The sequence below is a fragment of the Ideonella sp. genome (assembly GCF_044358605.1).
Lineage (GTDB): Bacteria > Pseudomonadota > Gammaproteobacteria > Burkholderiales > Burkholderiaceae_C > Ideonella.
Genome location: NZ_JBIKNQ010000005.1, coordinates 61,814 through 78,748, shown reverse-complemented (window position 1 = coordinate 78,748; position 16,935 = coordinate 61,814). Strand labels below are relative to the sequence as shown.

The following is a 16,935-nucleotide window of genomic DNA, read 5'->3' as shown; positions in this document are numbered from 1 at the left end:
GAGGCGGACTCCCTGCACGAAAGCATAGGTTTCATGTCGATTGAGAGAGATTTAGGTGTGCCGACTGGGCGTGAACCAGGTCTCCTGCAGGCATTCTCTCAAGCGCATGCGCGCTCTGTGCAGCAAAACCCACAGGTTGGTCGCCGTAACGTCCAGCTCCTTACAAATCTGTTCAGTTTCTAGCTCCAGCCACTCCCTCATCATGAACACTCGCCCCTGTGCGGGGGGGAGGTGCTCGACGCAGGCATCCAACACGGCCAAGAACTGCCGTTGCCCCATCAGCTTCTCCGGTTGATCGGACCAGTCAGCGGGTTTGTCTCGCCAGTGCCCTGTTTCGTTAAAGAGCAAGTCGTCGATGTCCTCGGCGTCGTCCTTGTCAAGAATGGTGGCCTCGCGACTCTGATGGCGCAATTGATCCACCAGCTTGTGCTTCAACACACCCACGAGCCAAGTCTTGAGCTGGGAGGTGCCGGCAAAGGCCTGCGGCTTCTCCAAGGCGGCCAGCAAGGTTTCGGAGACCGCATCCTCGGCCCAGGATTCATTTCTGAGCTGACTGCGGGCGTATTTCATCAATTGCGGCCGCAGCGCTTCCACATCTTTCGCAAAATCGACCATTGAGTCGGGCTCCAAAAAACTTGTCGATGCGAGTGTAAGGATGCTCTTGTCCGTGCGACTCACGTTCAGCATCAATTTCGGTGCATTCCCTTCAACGTTTAGGAAATCGTAATGAACCAGCGTCAAATCGTCTCTTCCGCATTGGCCGCCGCTTTGGCTTTGGGCTTGGGTGCGGCCAACGCGCATGCCCAAGAGAAGGGCAAAGAAAAGTGCTACGGCATTGCCAAAGCCGGTGCCAATGATTGCGCCAACTTGGCGGGCACCCACTCCTGCGCCGGCCAAGCTAAGGTGGATAACGACCCGGGCGAGTGGAAGTTCGTTGCCAAGGGCACCTGCAAGGACATGAAGGGCATGACGGCTGACGAAGCCAAAGCCAGGTCGATGAAGAAGTAATCGCGGGGTATGAGCCACGTGGGTCTGGGCTGGCGCAGCCCCCATTACCAAGCCTTGCTGGAGCGGCGCGAGCCGCTGGCCTTCTTGGAAGTGCATTCGGAGAATTTTTTCGCCGAAGGGGGGGCTGCCATGGAGGTGCTGCGTCAAGGGCGTAAGGCCTATGACATCAGCCTGCATGGCGTTGGCCTGGCCCTGGGCTCTGCGGCCGGTTTGGACCCATGGCATCTGGATCAATTGGCGCGCTTGGTCGAGCAGGTGCAGCCGGTGCGCGTGTCCGACCACGCCTCTTTTGCGCGGGCTCCCTTGAGCCCTGGGCTGGTGCCTGTGCACGGGGCGGACCTGCTGCCCGTGGCGTTCAACCCGGCGGCCCTGGACGTCATGGTCAGTAATGTGCAGCAGGTTCAAGACCGCTTGCACCGCCCGATTCTGGTGGAGAACCTTTCAGCTTATGTGCGCTGGACCACCAGCACCCTGAGTGAGGCTGAGTTCTTGAATGCGCTGGCACGGCGCAGCGGCTGCGGTTTGTTGTTGGACGTGAACAACTTAGTGGTGAATGCACTCAACACGGCAGAGCCCGACCCGGTGGCGGCTGCCTGTGCCGTGGTGGATGCGCTGGACATTGCTGCGGTGGGCGAGATCCATTTGGCCGGCTATAACGACGAAGGTGTACTGGTCATTGACGACCATGGCAGCCGAGTCCATGAACCCGTCTGGCAGGTCTATGCCCATGCGCTGGCCCGCTTTGGCCGGGTGCCCACGCTGATCGAATGGGATACCGATGTGCCCCCACTGGACGTGCTGCTGGACGAGGTTCGGCGTGCGGAGTCTGTGGCTCAAGCTGTCACGGCGGCTCTGCGGGAGGCCACATGACCCAGGCGAATGATCTTGAGCAAACCGATGCAGCGGCAGCTGCCGAGGCGCTGTCCCAGAGGAGTTTCTTGGCGGCTGTGCTCAGCGCTCAGGCGCCCCAACAGTTGCCCGCGGGCATGGCCGCTTTGCCGGGGCCGCAGGCCCAAGCCCAGGCTTTGTCGGGCTTGCGAGCGTATCGCGCCAACGGCTTGGCCGTGGCCCACCGCGCCTTGATGGCGGCCTACCCGAGCGTGGCCGCCATGATCGGCGAAGAGGCCATGCAGGTGCTGGCGCGTGACCTGTGGTGGCGAGCGCCGCCCACCTTGGGTGACTTAGGCCGCTGGGGCGGTGGTCTGGCCGATTGGCTGGCCGGCTTTGAGCCCCTGGCCGACTACCCCTGGTTGCCCGACTGTGCGCGTTTGGATTGGGCTGTGCACTGTGCGGCGACCTTGGCTGATGTGCCGCAGGGGGTGGAAGACCTGCATTTGCTGGCTGAGGTAGACCCCGAACAATTGAGCCTAGTGCTGGTGCCCGGCTTGGTGCAGGTCCACAGCCTCTGGCCACTGGCTGAGTTGCGACAGGCGCATTTGGCGGCCGAGCCTGACCCTGAAGTCATCGCTCAGTTGCTGTCGCCCGACCACCCTCTGGCCGGTGTGACGCTGGTGTGGCGCCAAGGCTGGCAGACGCGTGCGGGCACGGTCACGTCGTCCGAAGCGCAGTTCATGCAGGGCTTGGCTGAGGGGCAGAGCTTGGCTCTGGCGCTGGAAGGCGCGCAAGACACGGACTTTGATTTCCAGTCTTGGCTGTTGCGGGCTTTGGGTGATGCCTGGCTCTGCCGAGTGCAGCTCCTCTAGCGCCCCATTAGCGTCCGCCCCATATCGGGTCGTCGCCTCTACACGCCCCTCCAAGGCGCGCGCGGGGCGGGGCGCGCCCATTTCTCAACTTGAAAGATCTCTGCGATGACTTCTATGCTGGCCAATGGCCTGAATCTTTGGACCCTGCTGAGCAGCACACTTGAAAAGCTTCAGCCCCTGGCGCAACTGGCGGCACGGCTCTACGTGGCCAAGGTGTTTTTCATGGCGGGCTTGACCAAGTTACGCGATTGGGAGACCACGGTGTTCTTGTTCACCGAGGAATACCACGTGCCCTTGCTGCCGCCCGAAGTGGCTGCGGTGGCCGGCACAGCGGGCGAGATCGTGCTGCCCGTCTTGCTGGTGTTGGGCCTGGGCGGGCGCTTTGCGGCGCTGGGTTTGTCGGTGGTGAATGTGATGGCCGTGATCAGCCTGACAGACATCCCGGAAGCGGCCATGACCCAGCATCTGTTCTGGGGCAGCTTGCTGGCCGCCTTGGTCTTGTGGGGGCCTGGTAAGTGGGCCCTGGACAACTGGCTCAGCCCCTGGCTGCAGCGCAGGCTCAAGCTGGCTTGAGCGCCTGCGCGGCCTCTCGCACCAAGGGGCCGCCGCGGTAGATCAGGCCGGTGTAGATCTGCACCAGGTCTGCACCCGCCTTGATCTTGCTGGCGGCATCGGCCCCTGAGAGCACACCGCCGACCCCGATGATGGGGAAGCCGCTGCCCAACTCAGCCCGCAAAGCCGCGATGACGATGTTGCTGGCTTCCAAAACCGGCGCGCCTGAGAGACCGCCCGCTTCTTCGGCATGCGGCAAGCCCTTGACAGCCTCGCGGCTCAGGGTGGTGTTGGTGGCGATCACGCCGTCCATGCCGTGCTTTTTGAGCGTGGCGGCAATCACCTTGATCTGGTCGGCATCCAGGTCCGGTGCGATCTTCAAGAACATGGGCACGGACTTACCGTGTTGGCTGGCCAGCTTGGCTTTGCGCTCGACCTGCGCGCCCAGCAAGCCATCCAGCGCCTCGTCGCTTTGCAGGGCGCGCAGGTTCTTGGTGTTGGGGCTGGAGATATTGACCGTCACATAGTCGGCATGTGGGTAGACGCCATCCAAGCAGGTCAAGTAGTCGCTGGCGGCCTCCTCAATGGGGGTGGCAGCGTTCTTGCCGATGTTCAGCCCCAAGATCCCGCCATTCGCCCTGAAGCTCTTGGCCCGCTGCACATTGGCCAGAAACGAGGCCAAGCCTTCGTTGTTGAAACCCAGGCGGTTGATAAGCGCGTTCTTCTCGGGCAGGCGGAACATGCGCGGCTTGGGGTTGCCCGGCTGGCCCTTGGGAGTGACGGTGCCCACCTCGATGAAGCCAAAGCCAAAGGCGCCCAAGCCGTCAATGCAGCGGCCGTTTTTGTCCAGGCCTGCGGCCAAGCCCACGCGGTTCGGAAACTTCAGTCCGGCCACGGTCACCGGGTCATTCACCCGCGTTTCGGCCCACAGGCATTGCAGCGGCGTGTTTTGCAGCTTGGCCACTTGGCCCAGGGTCAGTTCATGGGCCGCTTCAGCGTCCATGCCAAAGAGAAACGGGCGGGTCAGGGCGTAGGGAATCAGGGCCATGGGTGCAGAAATGAGGGGTGGGCGGTCCAGCCTAGGCCGGGAAGCTCGGCCAAACTGTGAGATGCTCTCAAGCCTCTATTGTCCAACCTTCTTAACCTGTTCATTTATCTGTGAAAAACTCATCTCAGCACCCAGGCCTTTTGCGCATCGGGGTGTTTTATGACGGTACCTATCTCTCCCACGTCTCCAACTTCTACCTGTATGAGCATGAGCGCCGCGCCCGGCTCTCCATCGGCGGCCTGCATGAATTCATTCGCGAGCAAGTCGCTCAGCAAGAAAGCGTCGAGAAGCGCTTCTGCCAGATCGTTGACGCCCATTACTTCCGCGGCCGCCTGCCGGCCAAGCTGGCACAGGCGCAAGACGTGCTGTTTCGCGAGCGGCAGTTTGACGATGTGCTGATCCGCGAAGGCGTCACCCTGCATTTCTTGCCCGTCACGGCCGACCCGCATGGCGACATCTCTGAAAAGGGCATCGACGTTTGGTTTGCTCTTGAAGCTTTTGAGCTGGCCGTGCAGAAGCACTTTGATGTGACGGTGCTGATCACCGGCGACGGCGACTTTGTGCCCTTGGTGCGCAAGCTCAACACCCTGGGCACGCGGGTGATGCTGCTGGCCTGGGACTTCGAGTTCCAGCGAGAAGGCCGCACCATTGCCACGCGCACCTCGCAAGCCCTGATCAATGAGGTCACCTACCCGGTGATGATGGCCGACGAGATCGACAGCCGTGGTCGCCAGCGCGATTCCTCCGTGGCCCAGATCTTTGTGCAGCGGGTGCGCGAGGCGGGTGCGCCCAGCCCCCTGCCCGAGGCCGTGGTGGGCGCGCCCGCCGCCAGCCGCCCTCAAGATGACCCGCAGTTCTTGCTGCAAGCCACCGAGGGCGCGATTGCCAATGTCAATACGGACAAGGGCTATGGCTTCATCCGGCCTGAAGGCGCGCAGACCAATCTCTTCTTCCATTTCAGCGCCTTGCAGAACTGCGAACTGGCGGATCTGAGCGCGGGCGCGCCCGTGCGCTTCAGGGTGGTCAGTACCGAGCGTGGGCCCAATGCGGTGGAGATTCACCTGCGCGACGACGTCAGTGCCCCGCCACCCAGCGATAATCCCAGCCTATGACGCAAGACGAACTCAAGGCCCTGGTGGGGCAAGCTGCACTGGCCCATGTGGTCCCCGGCAGCATCGTGGGGGTGGGTACAGGCTCAACGGTGAATTGCTTCATCGATGCGCTGGCCACCATGAAGGACCAGATCAAGGGCGCCGTGTCCAGCTCCATCAAGAGCACCGAGCGGCTGCAGGCCCATGGCATCAAAGTCTTTGAGGCCTCAGAGGTCGAGTCCTTGCCCGTCTACGTGGACGGCGCGGACGAGATCGACCATGCCGGCTGCATGATCAAAGGCGGCGGCGCAGCGCTGACGCGCGAAAAGATCGTGGCCGACCTGGCCCAGGCCTTTGTGTGCATTGCCGACGAATCTAAGCTGGTGCAGACCCTGGGCCAGTTCCCACTGCCGGTTGAGGTGATTCCCATGGCGGCCGCCCAAGTGGCGCGTCGCTTTGCGTCCGCCTATGGTGGCCAAGCCACCGTGCGCCAGGGCGTGGTCACCGATAACGGCAACATCATCGTCGATGTGCGCGGCTTGAAGATCACCGACCCGCTGGCCATGGAGACCGAGGTCAACCAGTGGCCCGGCGTCGTCAGCGTGGGTATTTTTGCCCGCCATGCGGCCCAGGTGTGCTTGTTGGGCACACCGTCTGGTGTGCGTACCTTGAGCTTCGCGCGCTGAGGCGACGCTTTTTGCTTGTATCCTGATGCCGGTGACAGTGCCACGCCGCCAGCGTGGCGCCGCCGCCCAAGGCTCCTTTCGGGGGCAGACGCCCTCCTACTTACTTTAAGGACAGCCTGTGGCGACCCCTAATTACGGCTACGAGAAGCGCCAACGTGAGTTGGCCAAGAAGCGCAAGAAGGAAGAAAAAGCAGCCCGCAAAGCGGCGGGCCTGCCGCCTCTGCCTGACACCGACGAAGGCGCCGCTGACCCTGCGGCCGCCGACACCCCGCCGCCTCAAACGCCCTGACGCTGCGCCCGCGCGATGAAGCGCGCGGGGTCGATCGCGTCCAGCACACGGCTGGGGAGGGGCATGGGGCTGCCCGTGACCCAGGCGGCCAGCACCTCGCCCAGCAAAGGGGCCACGGTGAGCCCTCGGGCGCCCAAAGCAGTGCACACGTAGAGGCCGGCCACGCGAGGCACATGACGGGGCTGCTCTAGCTGACGCAGCCCAGCCCAGTCGGTCGCGGCCACGGCCCCCACCACGGGCAAGCGGTCTGTCGTGGCCAGCCGCCAAGCCACCCGGCCGCCCAGCGCTGCCAGGTCGGCATTGGCAGGTGCCGCCCAGCCCAGCAGCCCGTGCAACTGACCGAGGTTGTGGTGGTGGTCGTCTGCCCGCACGCACGGGTCTGCGTCGTCCCATTGCTTGGTAGCACCGCACAGCACACCACCGCCCAAATCCTCAGGCAGGCCCAGCGCATACGCGCCGCTGGCCACCGGCATACCGGGCCGGGGCACCTGCCACGCAGCACACTGCGCCGGGGGAATGTGGGTGATTTGGCCGCGCGTGTTCTCCAGCGGCCAAGTGGCCGCATCGCTCCAAGGGGCGAGCAGCCGTGCGCTGTCTTGGGCGCTGGCCACCACCATGAGGGGCGCTTCGGCCAAGACGTGGCCTTGGCCGTCCACCGCCTGCCAGGTATGGCTGTGCGGGTCTTGCCTCAGCGCCAGCACGTCGGCGTGGGTTTGCAGCGTGACCCCAGGCGCGGCAAGCCAGGCTTGCACCACGCTGGGTGGGTTCATCCACCCCGCTTGCAGGCAGTGCCAAGCGCTCATCGGCAGGGCCGTGCCGGCCAAGGCGCTGGCGGCGGCTGCATCCAGCACTTGCACATGGTCGGGTGGAAGGCCGAGCCGCTTCAATTGGGCTTGCAGCGCGGTGAGTGTCGGGCCTGGCGTGGCGAGGGGGGCTGAGGCCTCGTCGTCCAGCAGGCCACGCAGCAAGCCCCGCACTTCACCGCGAGCGCCGACGCTCATCAAGCCTTGGTAGTGCGTGGCGGCGTACAAGGCGGCCGCCCGCAAGAGCAGGGCATGGGCGCCATCTTGCGCATGAACCACGCTGTGAAACAGCCCCGCCACATTGCCCGAGGCCCGCTGGGCGGGGCGGGGCGCTTGCTCCAGCACCGTGACGCGCAGGCCCTGGCGCGCCAAGGCTTGGGCCGCAGCAGCCCCGGCCAAGCCCGCGCCAATCACCACCGCAGTTTGAGACGGCGCGGCGCTGCGTCGGCCCCGAGGCGCGGGCGCCAGCGGACGGTACCCAGGCTCTTGGGGCCGAGGGCGCTGCATGCGCAGCAAACCCGTTTCAGGCGGCTGTGCCAAGAAACCGGCCGTTTGCAGGCCCTGGCGGGCGGCTGGGGTGTCGGGGGTGAGGGCCACTGCGCCCGGCGCTGAGAGCCTGGCGCAGGCTGAGAACAGGCGGCTGTGCGCGGCCTCCTCGCGCTGCGGCAGGATGAGCGCATTGGCCTGCAACTGCAGCAGCGGCAGCCACTGGCTGGCGCTGCCCACGGCCAGATGCAAGGCCACGGCGCCGTCTTCAAAGTGCAGCAAGTGCAGGTCGGGGCTGGCCGGCGGGCAGGCTGCTAGCAACTGCGCGGCCAGTTCAGGGCTGCGGCTGGCGGCCAGCGCGGTGTGCCAGGCGCTGCGTGACACGGTGTCGACTACGGCCACATAGACCAAGCGTGGCGGGCGCTTGGCATCAGCCCGCCATGCGGCCCAGGTCGCCACAAAATGCGCGCCGTCGTCCCACTGGGTGTTCAGCACCACATAGCAGGGCGAGCCGGTCCAGGCGCCGGGCCCGAGCACCGGCATCATGGCTGCAGGCCCTGGGCGCGCTGGGCTAACCAAGCCAAGAGCGGGGCCTGAACATGGGTCAGTTCGCGGTAGGCCAGCACGGCCGGGCTCATGCTGGCCAGGCTGTCGTGAACGAGCGCAGCGTGCTCTGGGCTTGGCAAGGCTTGCCGCAGCGGCGTGACTTGGGTGTGGATGGTGAACACCGCTTGCCCGTGCTCAACCAAGGGGATGAAGGTCTGGCGCTCTGTGCGCCACCAAGCCATGTCCACCACGCTGCCCGCCTGCAGATCAGCAGGCCAGCGCTCTGGGCCCATCCGCCGGGGGTGGGCATGGAGCCTGGGGTGCGAGGTGACGGTCCACACAAAGCGTTCCCAGCGCTGCGCGGAGGTGACTAAGCGCACCAGGTGGGCGCTGGCCGAGGTCAAGAGCTGGTTGTCGGCCACGGGCGCATGCAGCTCGGCAAAACTCAGGCCAATCTTGTGCTCGGGTGCCCAATGGGAGGGCAGGCAAACGGCCAGCCAGTGCACGCGCTGGGTCGCTGCGTCAAGTATGGCAAAGTCCTCTGCAAAGGCCAAGCCGAGCAGGGCGGCTTGGCGCCAGGCCGGGGCCATGGCTTGCAAGCAAGGGCCCGCATCGGGCCACAGCGCTTGGGTTTGGCGGACATGGCCCTCCCCATCGACGCACCAGCCCAGGTGATGGGCATGCCAGGTGCCGCCCACCTGCTCGAAGGCTGCTGGGTGTTCTTGCTGGGCTTGCTGTGCCAAGGCTTGCAGGGCGGGCCCGGCGTCAAAGCCTGGGCTTTGCAACAGGGCTTGGGTGGGCCAATGGGCGAGGACAGCCTGCTTCTCGCGCAGGTGCGTGGCACCAGGCCGCAGCGGCGTGAGTTGCGGCGTGCCCGCAGCCAGCTTGCGCAGGCCAGGTTGCATGCGAAACGGCGTGGTCAGGGCGTGATGAAAGTCGAAGTGGCCCATGGCAAGGGGGAGTGGACGCAAAAAAGGCACCCGAAGGTGCCTTGATTGTGCGGTGTCTGAGAGATCAGACGCGCTTGCGGTACTCGTGGGTACGGGTATCGATTTCGATCTTGTCGCCGTTTTCCACGAAGATGGGCACGGAGATTTCGAAGCCGGTGCCGACGAGCTTGGCAGGCTTGAGCACCTTGCCCGAGGTGTCGCCCTTGACGGCGGGGTCGGTTTGGATCTCGCGCACCACGGTGGTGGGCAACTCGACAGAGATGGCCTTGCCGTCGTAGAACACGACTTCAACGGTCATGTTGTCTTCGAGGTAGGAGATGGCGTCGCCCATGTTCTCGGCTTCCACCTCGAACTGGTTGTACTCAGCGTCCATGAACACATACATCGGGTCAGCGAAGTAGGTGTAGGTGCACTCTTTCTTGTCCAGAATGATCTGGTCCATCTTGTCGTCGGCCTTGAACACGGTTTCGGCGCCGAAACCACTGAGCAGGCTCTTCATCTTGATGCGCACGGTGGCTGCACCGCGGCCTCCACGGCTGTATTCGGTCTTGAGCACGACCATCGGGTCTTTGCCCTGCATGATCACGTTGCCGGCGCGGATTTCCTGTGCGGTTTTCATGGTGAATTCCAGATTCGGGTGTAGGGGGCGGGGCTACGTTTCTCGTCGTCTACCTGCAGAACCAGGATTTGGCCGCTGACGACGCCAGTGGCTGAGATCCCTGCTGCTCGGCCCTGACGAGGTGTGCCAGAAGCCGTTTGGTTTTTAGGTGACGCGCTCGCCCCATGCGGAAAACCCGCGATTCTATCAGGCTGAAGGACGCCCACCAGCCCCTTGACTCGCCTTTTGCTGGACGAAGGCCACTAACTGCGTGCACAAGTCCGTCTGCTGGCACAGGTGCTGACGCCATGCCAAGGCATGGGCTTGCCAGTCCGCTGCAGGCGGCAAGGTCAGGGCGCTGTCGCGGGGCGTCAAGCCATTCCAATGCCGCAGAGCTTGGCGCAACTGGGGCGCCCACGCCGAGTCCTCGGTCCCAGCCAAGTGGTGCCTCATGAAGGCGTCAAGCTTAGGGCCGTGGGCGCCGTCGTCTTGGGCATAGAGCTGCCACAAAAAGGGGCGCCCGGCCCACTGCGCTCGCACCAAGGAGTCCTCGCCCCGCACCAGGTTCAGGTCGCAGGCCCACAAGAGGTGGTCGTAGTCGGCGTGGCTCAGCCAAGGCAGGCGGACGACCTGGATGTGCTGCGCCAGCCCCAGCGCGCGGACGGCGTCTTCAAGGCGCGTGGCGTCTACGCTGGCGGTGCTGAGCAAGCGCACAGGCGCCTGCTCGCTCCAAGCCGGTAGGGCGGCCAGCAAGGCGGGCAGGGGGGCTTGCGGATAGCAAAACAGGCTCACGCTGCGCAGCCCCGGCTGCCAGGGCAGTCCCATCTTGGCCCACCAAGCGGGGGCATCAAAGCGCTGTTGGCGGCGCAGCACCTTAGGCTCGCGCAAGAGGCCGCCGGTGCCTTCGGTAAACCCTGGGTAGAAAAACCATTTGGTCAGGCCCTGGCCAGGCCCAGTGAACTGCGGCGAGGGCAGGCCATGGCTGCGCTCGACATAAGGCTCGGCGCTGAGGTACTCCAGGTTGAGCCAGACCGGTGGTTGGGCGGCTTGGCGCCAGGCGGCCACCTGTGCAGCGGGCGGGTCGCAGCCAAAGGCCTCGACCACCACGTCGGCAGCTAGGCCGGGCAGGGCGGCGGCTTCGCTGGCGGTCCAGGCCCACACGTCTACCGGGTGGGCTTCGGGCGTGCGCATCCAGGCCAGGGCGCTGGCGTCGTCGGTCACCAGGCGCACGCTGTGGCCGCGCGCGGCCAAGTCTTGGCAGAGCCGCCAGCACACGCCGATGTCGCCAAAGTTGTCGATCACCCGGCAATAGATGTCCCAGCGGGCGAGGGCCTGGCGGGGTACGGCGGCGTTTGTCATGGCGGGCATTATCGAAGCGGCACAATGCGCACCCGATGAGCACCACGGAAACTTCGCCCCCAGACCAGACGCCTCCAGCGGTGCTGGACGCTGCGCCGGCCGCCCCTGCTCCCAGCCTGCCTGACGCCGCCACGCGCGAGCGCCTGCTGGCCGAGGTGGCGGCCTTGCCTGCGCTGCCAGGGGTTTATCGTTACTTCGACAGCGCGGATCAGGTGCTGTATGTGGGCAAAGCGGCCAGCCTTCAAAAGCGGGTGTCCAGCTATTTTCAGAAGGATTTGGGCGGCACCCGCATTGGCCTGATGGTGGCCCGCATTGCGCGCCTGGAGACCACCGTGGTGCGCAGCGAGGCCGAAGCCTTGCTGCTGGAAAACAACCTGATCAAGGCCTTGAACCCCAAGTTCAACATCTTGTTTCGGGACGACAAGAGCTACCCCTACATCAAGCTCACCGGCACCCGGGCCCAAGATGCCAAGGCCTCGCCCACGGCCGCTCGCTTTGCGCGGGTGGCCTATTACCGCGGTGCGGTGGACCGGCGCCATCGCTACTTCGGGCCTTACCCCAATGCCTGGGCGGTGCGCGAGGCCATCCAGATCATCCAAAAGGTGTTTCGCCTGCGCACCTGTGAAGACGCGGTGTTCAACAACCGCTCGCGGCCTTGTTTGCTGTATCAAATCCGCCGCTGCTCCGGACCTTGTGTGGGTCTGATCTCGCACGAGGACTATCAGCGCGATGTGCTGGACACCGAGCGCTTTTTGCTGGGTGAGCAGCAGCAGGTGATGGACGAGCTGCAAGCCCAGATGATGGCGCACGCGGAGGTGTTGGCCTTTGAAAAGGCGGCCGAGCTGCGCAACCGCATCTCGCTGCTGGCCAAGGTGCAGCACCAGCAGTCGGTCGAAGAGAGCTCCGCTTCTTCCACCATTCGGGATGTGGACATCCTGGCGGTCAAGCTGGCAGGTGGCCGGGCCTGCGTCAATTTGGCCATGGTGCGTGGCGGCCGACATTTGGGGGACCGGGCGTTTTTCCCCAGCCATGTGGAAGAGGCCACCGCGCTGGCCGAGGCGGTGCTGGCTTCGGATGACGCCGCAGCGGCGTCCGAATTGACGGCCGCTCAAAGCTTGGCGCTGGCCGAGCAGCAGGTGCTGGAAGCCTTCATGGGCCAGCACTATTTGCAAGGTGCGCCGCCACCTTTGTTGGTGACCAGCCATGCCGTGGACAAAGAGCTGCTGAAAGCCTTGAGCGAGCAGACGGGCGTGAAGATTCAGGCCCAGCATCAACCGCGCGAGCAGCGCCGCGCTTGGCTGGACATGGCCATCACCGGCTGCGAGCTGGCGCTGGCCCGCTTGCTCTCTGAAGAAGGCTCGCAGCGCGAGCGCACGCGGGCCTTGGTGGATGTGCTGGACTTGGTCGTCGATGACATCGACCAAGTTCGGATCGAGTGCTTTGACATCAGCCACACGGCGGGTGAAGCCACCCAAGCGTCCTGCGTGGTGTTTGAGAACCACCGCATGGCCAACGCCGAGTACCGCCGCTTCAATATCGAAGGCATCACCGGGGGCGACGACTACGCGGCCATGCGCCAAGTGTTGACACGCCGCTACAGCCGTTTGGCACAGGCGTGGCGTGAGGCCGCCGCAGAGCAGGGCGGCGCACCGGTGGGGGGCAAGCAGCGCTTGCCGGAGGTGGTCTTGGTCGACGGCGGCAAAGGCCAGATTGGGGTCGCCCGCGAGGTGTTTGAAGAGCTCGGCTTGCCGCTCAGCCTCTTGGTCGGGGTGGAGAAAGGCGAGGGCCGCAAGGTGGGTCTGGAGGAGCTGGTCTTTGCCGATGGGCGCGACAAGCTGACCTTGCCGCCCGACGCCGCAGCCCTGATGCTGGTGGCACAGATCCGCGACGAGGCCCATCGCTTCGCTATCACGGGCATGCGGGCCAAGCGGGCCAGCGTGCGCACGGGTGGCAGCCGGCTGGAAGATATTCCGGGCGTGGGGCCCAAAAAGCGCGCACGGCTGTTGCAAAGATTCGGCGGTGTGCGCGGCGTGGCCGCAGCCAGTGTGGAAGACTTGGCCACTGTGGATGGCATTTCAAGAGATTTGGCAGAGGAGATTTATCGTGCGCTTCGCTAATACGGCATTGGGACGGGCGGTGATGGTGGTGTCGGCCGCCGTGGCGGCGGGGGTGACTGCCTTGATGTCGGGCTGTGCCCATCGTGCGCCGCAGGCGCCTGCCAAGCCGACGTCTCCTACGGCGCCCAGTACGACGGTCCAGCCTCAGGCTGCGCTGCCCAGCCTCCAAGGGGCGGTGAAGAACTGGGACGAGTACCGCGTGCGTGCCGCCAAGCGCATGGTGGCGGCCAACCCCGACAAAAGCTATCTGAGCGATCCGCCCGATCCGCTGTTGGCGATCCCGGTGTTGGAGATTACCGTCAAGGCCGACGGCAGCATTGACCGCATCGACGTGGTGCGCGTGCCCACCCAGGCCAAAGACACGGTGGAGTTGGCCAAGGAGGCGGTGCGCCGCGCCGCACCCTTTGGCGAGGTGGGCCGCTTGCCCAAGCCTTGGAAGTTCCGCGAGACCTTTCTCTATGACGATGCACGGCGCTTCAAGCCGATGATCTTGGATCAGTGACGGCGCGTGGGCTGTTTCAAGGGCAGAATGCGCGCATGTTTTTCACCATCCCCACCCTGCTGACTTGGGCGCGCATCGCGGCGATTCCGCTCATCGTGGCCGTCTACGGGATGGAGAGTTGGGACATGGCCACGCGCAATCTGCTGGCCACCGTCATGTTTGTGGTGTTCGCGCTCACCGATTGGCTGGACGGCTACTTGGCACGCAAGCTCAACCAGACCTCGGCCTTTGGCGCTTTTCTCGACCCAGTCGCTGATAAGTTCTTGGTGTGCGCCTCCCTGCTGATTTTGGTGGAGCACGGACGCGTTGATGCCTTGATCGCCCTGATCATCATCGGCCGCGAGATCGCCATCTCTGCGCTGCGTGAATGGATGGCCCAGATCGGCGCCTCGCGCAGCGTGGCCGTACACATGCTGGGCAAGCTCAAGACCACGGTGCAGATGGTGGCCATTCCCTTCTTGCTCTATAACGGCACGCTGTTTGGCCTGATCGACACGCGGCTCTGGGGCACTTTGCTCATCATTGCCGCTGCGGTGCTGACGATCTGGTCCATGGTGTACTACCTGCAAAAGGCTTTGCCGGAGATCCGCGCCAAGGCGCGTTGATCGCGCGCAGCCGCTCCTATCCCGCGTGCAGTCCTCTGGCTCTACCGCCTCCGCCGCTTCCCCCTGGGTGAGCATGGCGCCAGCGGTGTTCGTGCTGATCTGGAGCACGGGCTTTGTGGCGGCGCGTTACGGCATGCCTCATGCGCCACCCATGAGCTTTCTGGCCTGGCGCTATCTCCTATCGATCGTGCTGCTTTGCCTGTGGGTGCGGGTGAGTCGCGTGGCCTGGCCCGAGGGCTGGGGTCAATGGCGCCATCTGCTGGTGGCGGGCATGCTGCTGCACGGCGGCTACTTGGGCGGTGTGTGGGCGGCTGTGAAGCTGGGCCTCACTGCAGGGGCGGTCGCGCTCATCGTGGGGCTGCAGCCGCTGCTGACGGCGATCTGGCTTTCTGCGCAAGGCGGGCGCGGCCAGATTGGCCGCTGGCAATGGTTGGGCTTGGCCTTGGGCTTTGGGGGCTTGGTGCTGGTGGTTGGCGGCAAAGTCGGGACGCCTGAAATCTCTGCGGCCAATCTGTCGCTGGCGCTGGGAGCCTTGGCCTCCATCACGGTGGGCACGCTTTATCAAAAGCGCTATGTGCTGCCCGTGGATGTTCGGTCAGCCAACACGGTGCAACTCATCGGCGCTTTGCTGCTGACTGCCCCCTTGGCGCTGCTGGAGACCGAGTCGGTGCACTGGGTGCCTCAGATGGTGGGCGCGATGGTGTGGTCCGTGCTGGTGTTGACGATTGGCGGCAGCTCCCTGCTGGTGTGGTTGATCCAGCGCGGCGCGGCGACACAGGTCACCAGCCTGATGTATTTGGTGCCTCCTTGCACCGCGGTGTTGGCCTGGGCTTTGTTTGACGAAGCCTTGACCGCACCGTCCTTGATGGGGGCTGCGCTCACCGTGGCGGGCGTGGCCTTGGTGGTTCGTCAATCTGGAGTTGTGAAATGAACAAGACACACCGCATTGCCGTCATCCCCGGTGACGGCATTGGCCATGAAGTGGTGCCCGAAGGGCTGAAGGTGCTGGACGCTGCGGCGCGGCGCTTTGGCATCGCTCTGCAGTTCGACCACTTTGACTTTGCCAGCTGCGCCTATTGGCAGCAGCATGGCGACATGCTGCCGTCGGACTGGAAGGCCACGCTGTCGCGTTACGACGCCATCTTTTTCGGAGCCGTTGGGTGGCCCGCGACCGTGCCGGATAACGTGTCCTTGTGGGGCTCACTGCTCAAGTTCCGCCGCGAGTTTGATCAGTACATCAACCTGCGCCCAGCGCGCCTGATGCCCGGCGTGCGCTCTCCCTTGGCAGGCTTGGCACCCGGTGACATCGACATGCTCATCGTGCGTGAGAACACCGAAGGCGAGTACACCAGCCTGGGTGGCCGCATGTATGAGGGCACCGAGCGCGAGATCGTGATTCAGGAAACGGTGATGTCTCGTCACGGTGTCGACCGCGTCTTGAAGTACGCCTTCGAGTTGGCCCAGACGAGGCCCCAGCGGCATTTGACCTCGGCCACCAAGAGCAATGGCATTGCCATCTCTATGCCCTATTGGGACGAGCGCGTGGCTGCCATGGCGCCGCAGTATCCGGAGGTGCGCGTAGACCAGTTCCACATCGACATCCTCACGGCCCACTTTGTGCGCAAGCCCCAGCAATTTGATGTGGTGGTGGCCAGCAATCTGTTTGGTGACATCCTCTCCGACCTCGGGCCTGCCTGCACTGGCACGATTGGCATTGCCCCCTCGGCCAACCTGAACCCCACACGCCAGTGGCCGTCGCTCTTTGAGCCTGTGCATGGCTCAGCGCCTGATATCGCGGGGCAGGGCATTGCCAACCCGATTGGGCAAATCTGGTCAGGCGCGATGATGTTGCAGTTCTTGGGCTACCCCCAAGCCCATGACGCCATCGTCGCGGCGATAGAGACCGTGTTGGCCGATCCGGCTGCACCGCGCACCCCTGATTTAAGTGGCAAAGCCGGCACGATTGATCTGGGTCGTGCCATTGCCGAAACACTTCAAGGATGATCCGCACAATCTCCAGCGTCGACGCCGCAGAACAGGCTCAGACTGCGCATAGAATCCGCATCCGCGCTTGACACTGGTAGGTGCGACGGCTGTAATGATTTTTTCGTCCCACCCGGGCGAACCATCTTTCAGATTGGGTGCTGCATGGGCAGTGCCTTGTCGCCCACCACGCGATTTTTTGAGTCATTTGAGAGGGGGTACCTTCGTGAATAAATCTGAACTGATCGAGCACATCGCCCAGAAGTCCGACATCTCCAAGGCCGCCGCAGCGCGCGCTCTGGAAGCGATCATCGGCGGCGTGAAGACCACTCTCAAAAAGGGCGGCAGCGTGTCGATCGTTGGCTTTGGTACATTTGCGGTCACCAAGCGTGCTGCTCGCAGCGGCCGTAACCCCAAGACCGGGGAAACCATCAAGATCAAGTCGGCCAAGGTGCCGAAGTTCCGTCCGGGCAAGGGCCTGAAGGACGCACTGAACTGATTGCGCAGTGGGTGCTTAGCTCAGTTGGTAGAGCGGCGCCCTTACAAGGCGTAGGTCGGGGGTTCGAGCCCCTCAGCACCCACCACTGCCACCCCACTCATGGGTCTGCG

At 64.3% G+C, this 16,935-nt stretch carries 19 protein-coding genes and 1 tRNA gene; 14 read left to right on the top strand and 6 right to left on the bottom strand.

The features are described from left to right. Positions 1-51: 51 nt before the first annotated feature. On the bottom strand, positions 52-741 hold the full coding sequence (locus ACIQ3Q_RS03225) for a sigma-70 family RNA polymerase sigma factor (RefSeq protein ID WP_396267533.1): 690 nt from the start codon (positions 739-741) through the stop codon (positions 52-54). On the opposite strand from ACIQ3Q_RS03225, the gene ACIQ3Q_RS03220 reads away from it, so the two are divergent. From ACIQ3Q_RS03220 to ACIQ3Q_RS03205, 4 genes are all read left to right on the top strand, one after another. Then, entirely contained in the window at positions 727-1,008 is a 282-nt protein-coding gene (locus ACIQ3Q_RS03220; protein WP_396267532.1) for a DUF2282 domain-containing protein, read from the top strand. The genes ACIQ3Q_RS03225 and ACIQ3Q_RS03220 overlap by 15 nt on opposite strands. A gap of 9 nt (positions 1,009-1,017) precedes the next feature. Continuing rightward, positions 1,018-1,878: a DUF692 domain-containing protein gene (locus ACIQ3Q_RS03215; protein ID WP_396267531.1), complete on the top strand. Its 861-nt coding sequence runs from the start codon at positions 1,018-1,020 to the stop codon at positions 1,876-1,878. Continuing rightward, entirely contained in the window at positions 1,875-2,711 is an 837-nt protein-coding gene (locus ACIQ3Q_RS03210; protein ID WP_396267530.1) for a putative DNA-binding domain-containing protein, read from the top strand. The genes ACIQ3Q_RS03215 and ACIQ3Q_RS03210 overlap by 4 nt, the downstream gene beginning before the upstream one ends. Before the next feature lie 105 nt (positions 2,712-2,816). After that, entirely contained in the window at positions 2,817-3,284 is a 468-nt protein-coding gene (locus tag ACIQ3Q_RS03205) for a DoxX family protein (RefSeq protein ID WP_396267529.1), read from the top strand. On the opposite strand, the gene ACIQ3Q_RS03200 is transcribed toward ACIQ3Q_RS03205, so the two are convergent. After that, complete coding sequence (locus ACIQ3Q_RS03200; RefSeq protein WP_396267528.1) at positions 3,271-4,311, bottom strand: quinone-dependent dihydroorotate dehydrogenase; 1,041 nt, start codon at positions 4,309-4,311, stop codon at positions 3,271-3,273. The two genes, ACIQ3Q_RS03205 and ACIQ3Q_RS03200, sit on opposite strands and share 14 nt — an antisense overlap. A 110-nt stretch (positions 4,312-4,421) precedes the next feature. Between ACIQ3Q_RS03200 and ACIQ3Q_RS03195 the strand changes: the two genes are divergently transcribed. The 3 genes from ACIQ3Q_RS03195 (at position 4,422) to ACIQ3Q_RS03185 (ending at position 6,377) form a co-directional block, all read left to right on the top strand. After that, a complete protein-coding gene (locus ACIQ3Q_RS03195; RefSeq protein WP_396267527.1) occupies positions 4,422-5,423 on the top strand; it encodes an NYN domain-containing protein in 1,002 nt (333 codons plus the stop codon). Continuing rightward, positions 5,420-6,088, top strand: a complete 669-nt coding sequence (gene rpiA / locus ACIQ3Q_RS03190; protein ID WP_396267526.1) for a ribose-5-phosphate isomerase RpiA — start codon at positions 5,420-5,422, stop codon at positions 6,086-6,088. Before ACIQ3Q_RS03195 ends, rpiA begins: the two co-directional genes overlap by 4 nt. A gap of 118 nt (positions 6,089-6,206) precedes the next feature. Further along, positions 6,207-6,377 (top strand): hypothetical protein, encoded by a 171-nt coding sequence (locus tag ACIQ3Q_RS03185; RefSeq protein ID WP_396267525.1) that lies wholly within the window; start codon positions 6,207-6,209, stop codon positions 6,375-6,377. Here ACIQ3Q_RS03185 and mnmC read toward each other — a convergent pair. The 4 genes from mnmC to earP all read right to left on the bottom strand — a co-directional run bounded on the left by mnmC (position 6,365) and on the right by earP (position 11,119). Beyond that, entirely contained in the window at positions 6,365-8,212 is a 1,848-nt protein-coding gene (gene mnmC / locus ACIQ3Q_RS03180; protein ID WP_396267524.1) for an FAD-dependent 5-carboxymethylaminomethyl-2-thiouridine(34) oxidoreductase MnmC, read from the bottom strand. The genes ACIQ3Q_RS03185 and mnmC overlap by 13 nt on opposite strands. Further along, positions 8,209-9,162 (bottom strand): heme-dependent oxidative N-demethylase subunit alpha family protein, encoded by a 954-nt coding sequence (locus ACIQ3Q_RS03175; RefSeq protein ID WP_396267523.1) that lies wholly within the window; start codon positions 9,160-9,162, stop codon positions 8,209-8,211. Before ACIQ3Q_RS03175 ends, mnmC begins: the two co-directional genes overlap by 4 nt. 64 nt (positions 9,163-9,226) lie before the next feature. Then, the gene (gene efp, locus ACIQ3Q_RS03170) at positions 9,227-9,781 is read right to left on the bottom strand and encodes an elongation factor P (protein ID WP_396267522.1); all 555 of its coding nucleotides are present in this window, start codon (positions 9,779-9,781) and stop codon (positions 9,227-9,229) included. Between the two features lie 186 nt (positions 9,782-9,967). Then, positions 9,968-11,119: an elongation factor P maturation arginine rhamnosyltransferase EarP gene (earP, locus tag ACIQ3Q_RS03165; RefSeq protein WP_396267521.1), complete on the bottom strand. Its 1,152-nt coding sequence runs from the start codon at positions 11,117-11,119 to the stop codon at positions 9,968-9,970. Positions 11,120-11,154: 35 nt separating this feature from the next. Between earP and ACIQ3Q_RS03160 the strand changes: the two genes are divergently transcribed. The 7 genes from ACIQ3Q_RS03160 (at position 11,155) to ACIQ3Q_RS03130 (ending at position 16,910) form a co-directional block, all read left to right on the top strand. Continuing rightward, positions 11,155-13,236: an excinuclease ABC subunit UvrC gene (locus ACIQ3Q_RS03160; RefSeq protein ID WP_396267520.1), complete on the top strand. Its 2,082-nt coding sequence runs from the start codon at positions 11,155-11,157 to the stop codon at positions 13,234-13,236. Beyond that, a complete protein-coding gene (locus tag ACIQ3Q_RS03155; RefSeq protein WP_396267519.1) occupies positions 13,223-13,738 on the top strand; it encodes a hypothetical protein in 516 nt (171 codons plus the stop codon). The genes ACIQ3Q_RS03160 and ACIQ3Q_RS03155 overlap by 14 nt, the downstream gene beginning before the upstream one ends. Before the next feature lie 35 nt (positions 13,739-13,773). After that, complete coding sequence (gene pgsA, locus ACIQ3Q_RS03150) at positions 13,774-14,343, top strand: CDP-diacylglycerol--glycerol-3-phosphate 3-phosphatidyltransferase (RefSeq protein WP_396267518.1); 570 nt, start codon at positions 13,774-13,776, stop codon at positions 14,341-14,343. Between the two features lie 73 nt (positions 14,344-14,416). Beyond that, positions 14,417-15,274 (top strand): DMT family transporter, encoded by an 858-nt coding sequence (locus tag ACIQ3Q_RS03145; RefSeq protein ID WP_396267565.1) that lies wholly within the window; start codon positions 14,417-14,419, stop codon positions 15,272-15,274. Continuing rightward, positions 15,271-16,347 (top strand): tartrate dehydrogenase, encoded by a 1,077-nt coding sequence (locus tag ACIQ3Q_RS03140; RefSeq protein WP_396267517.1) that lies wholly within the window; start codon positions 15,271-15,273, stop codon positions 16,345-16,347. Before ACIQ3Q_RS03145 ends, ACIQ3Q_RS03140 begins: the two co-directional genes overlap by 4 nt. Positions 16,348-16,552: 205 nt before the next feature. After that, positions 16,553-16,825 (top strand): HU family DNA-binding protein, encoded by a 273-nt coding sequence (locus ACIQ3Q_RS03135; RefSeq protein ID WP_396267516.1) that lies wholly within the window; start codon positions 16,553-16,555, stop codon positions 16,823-16,825. Positions 16,826-16,834: 9 nt separating this feature from the next. Further along, positions 16,835-16,910, top strand: a tRNA-Val gene (locus ACIQ3Q_RS03130). Positions 16,911-16,935: the final 25 nt, after the last annotated feature.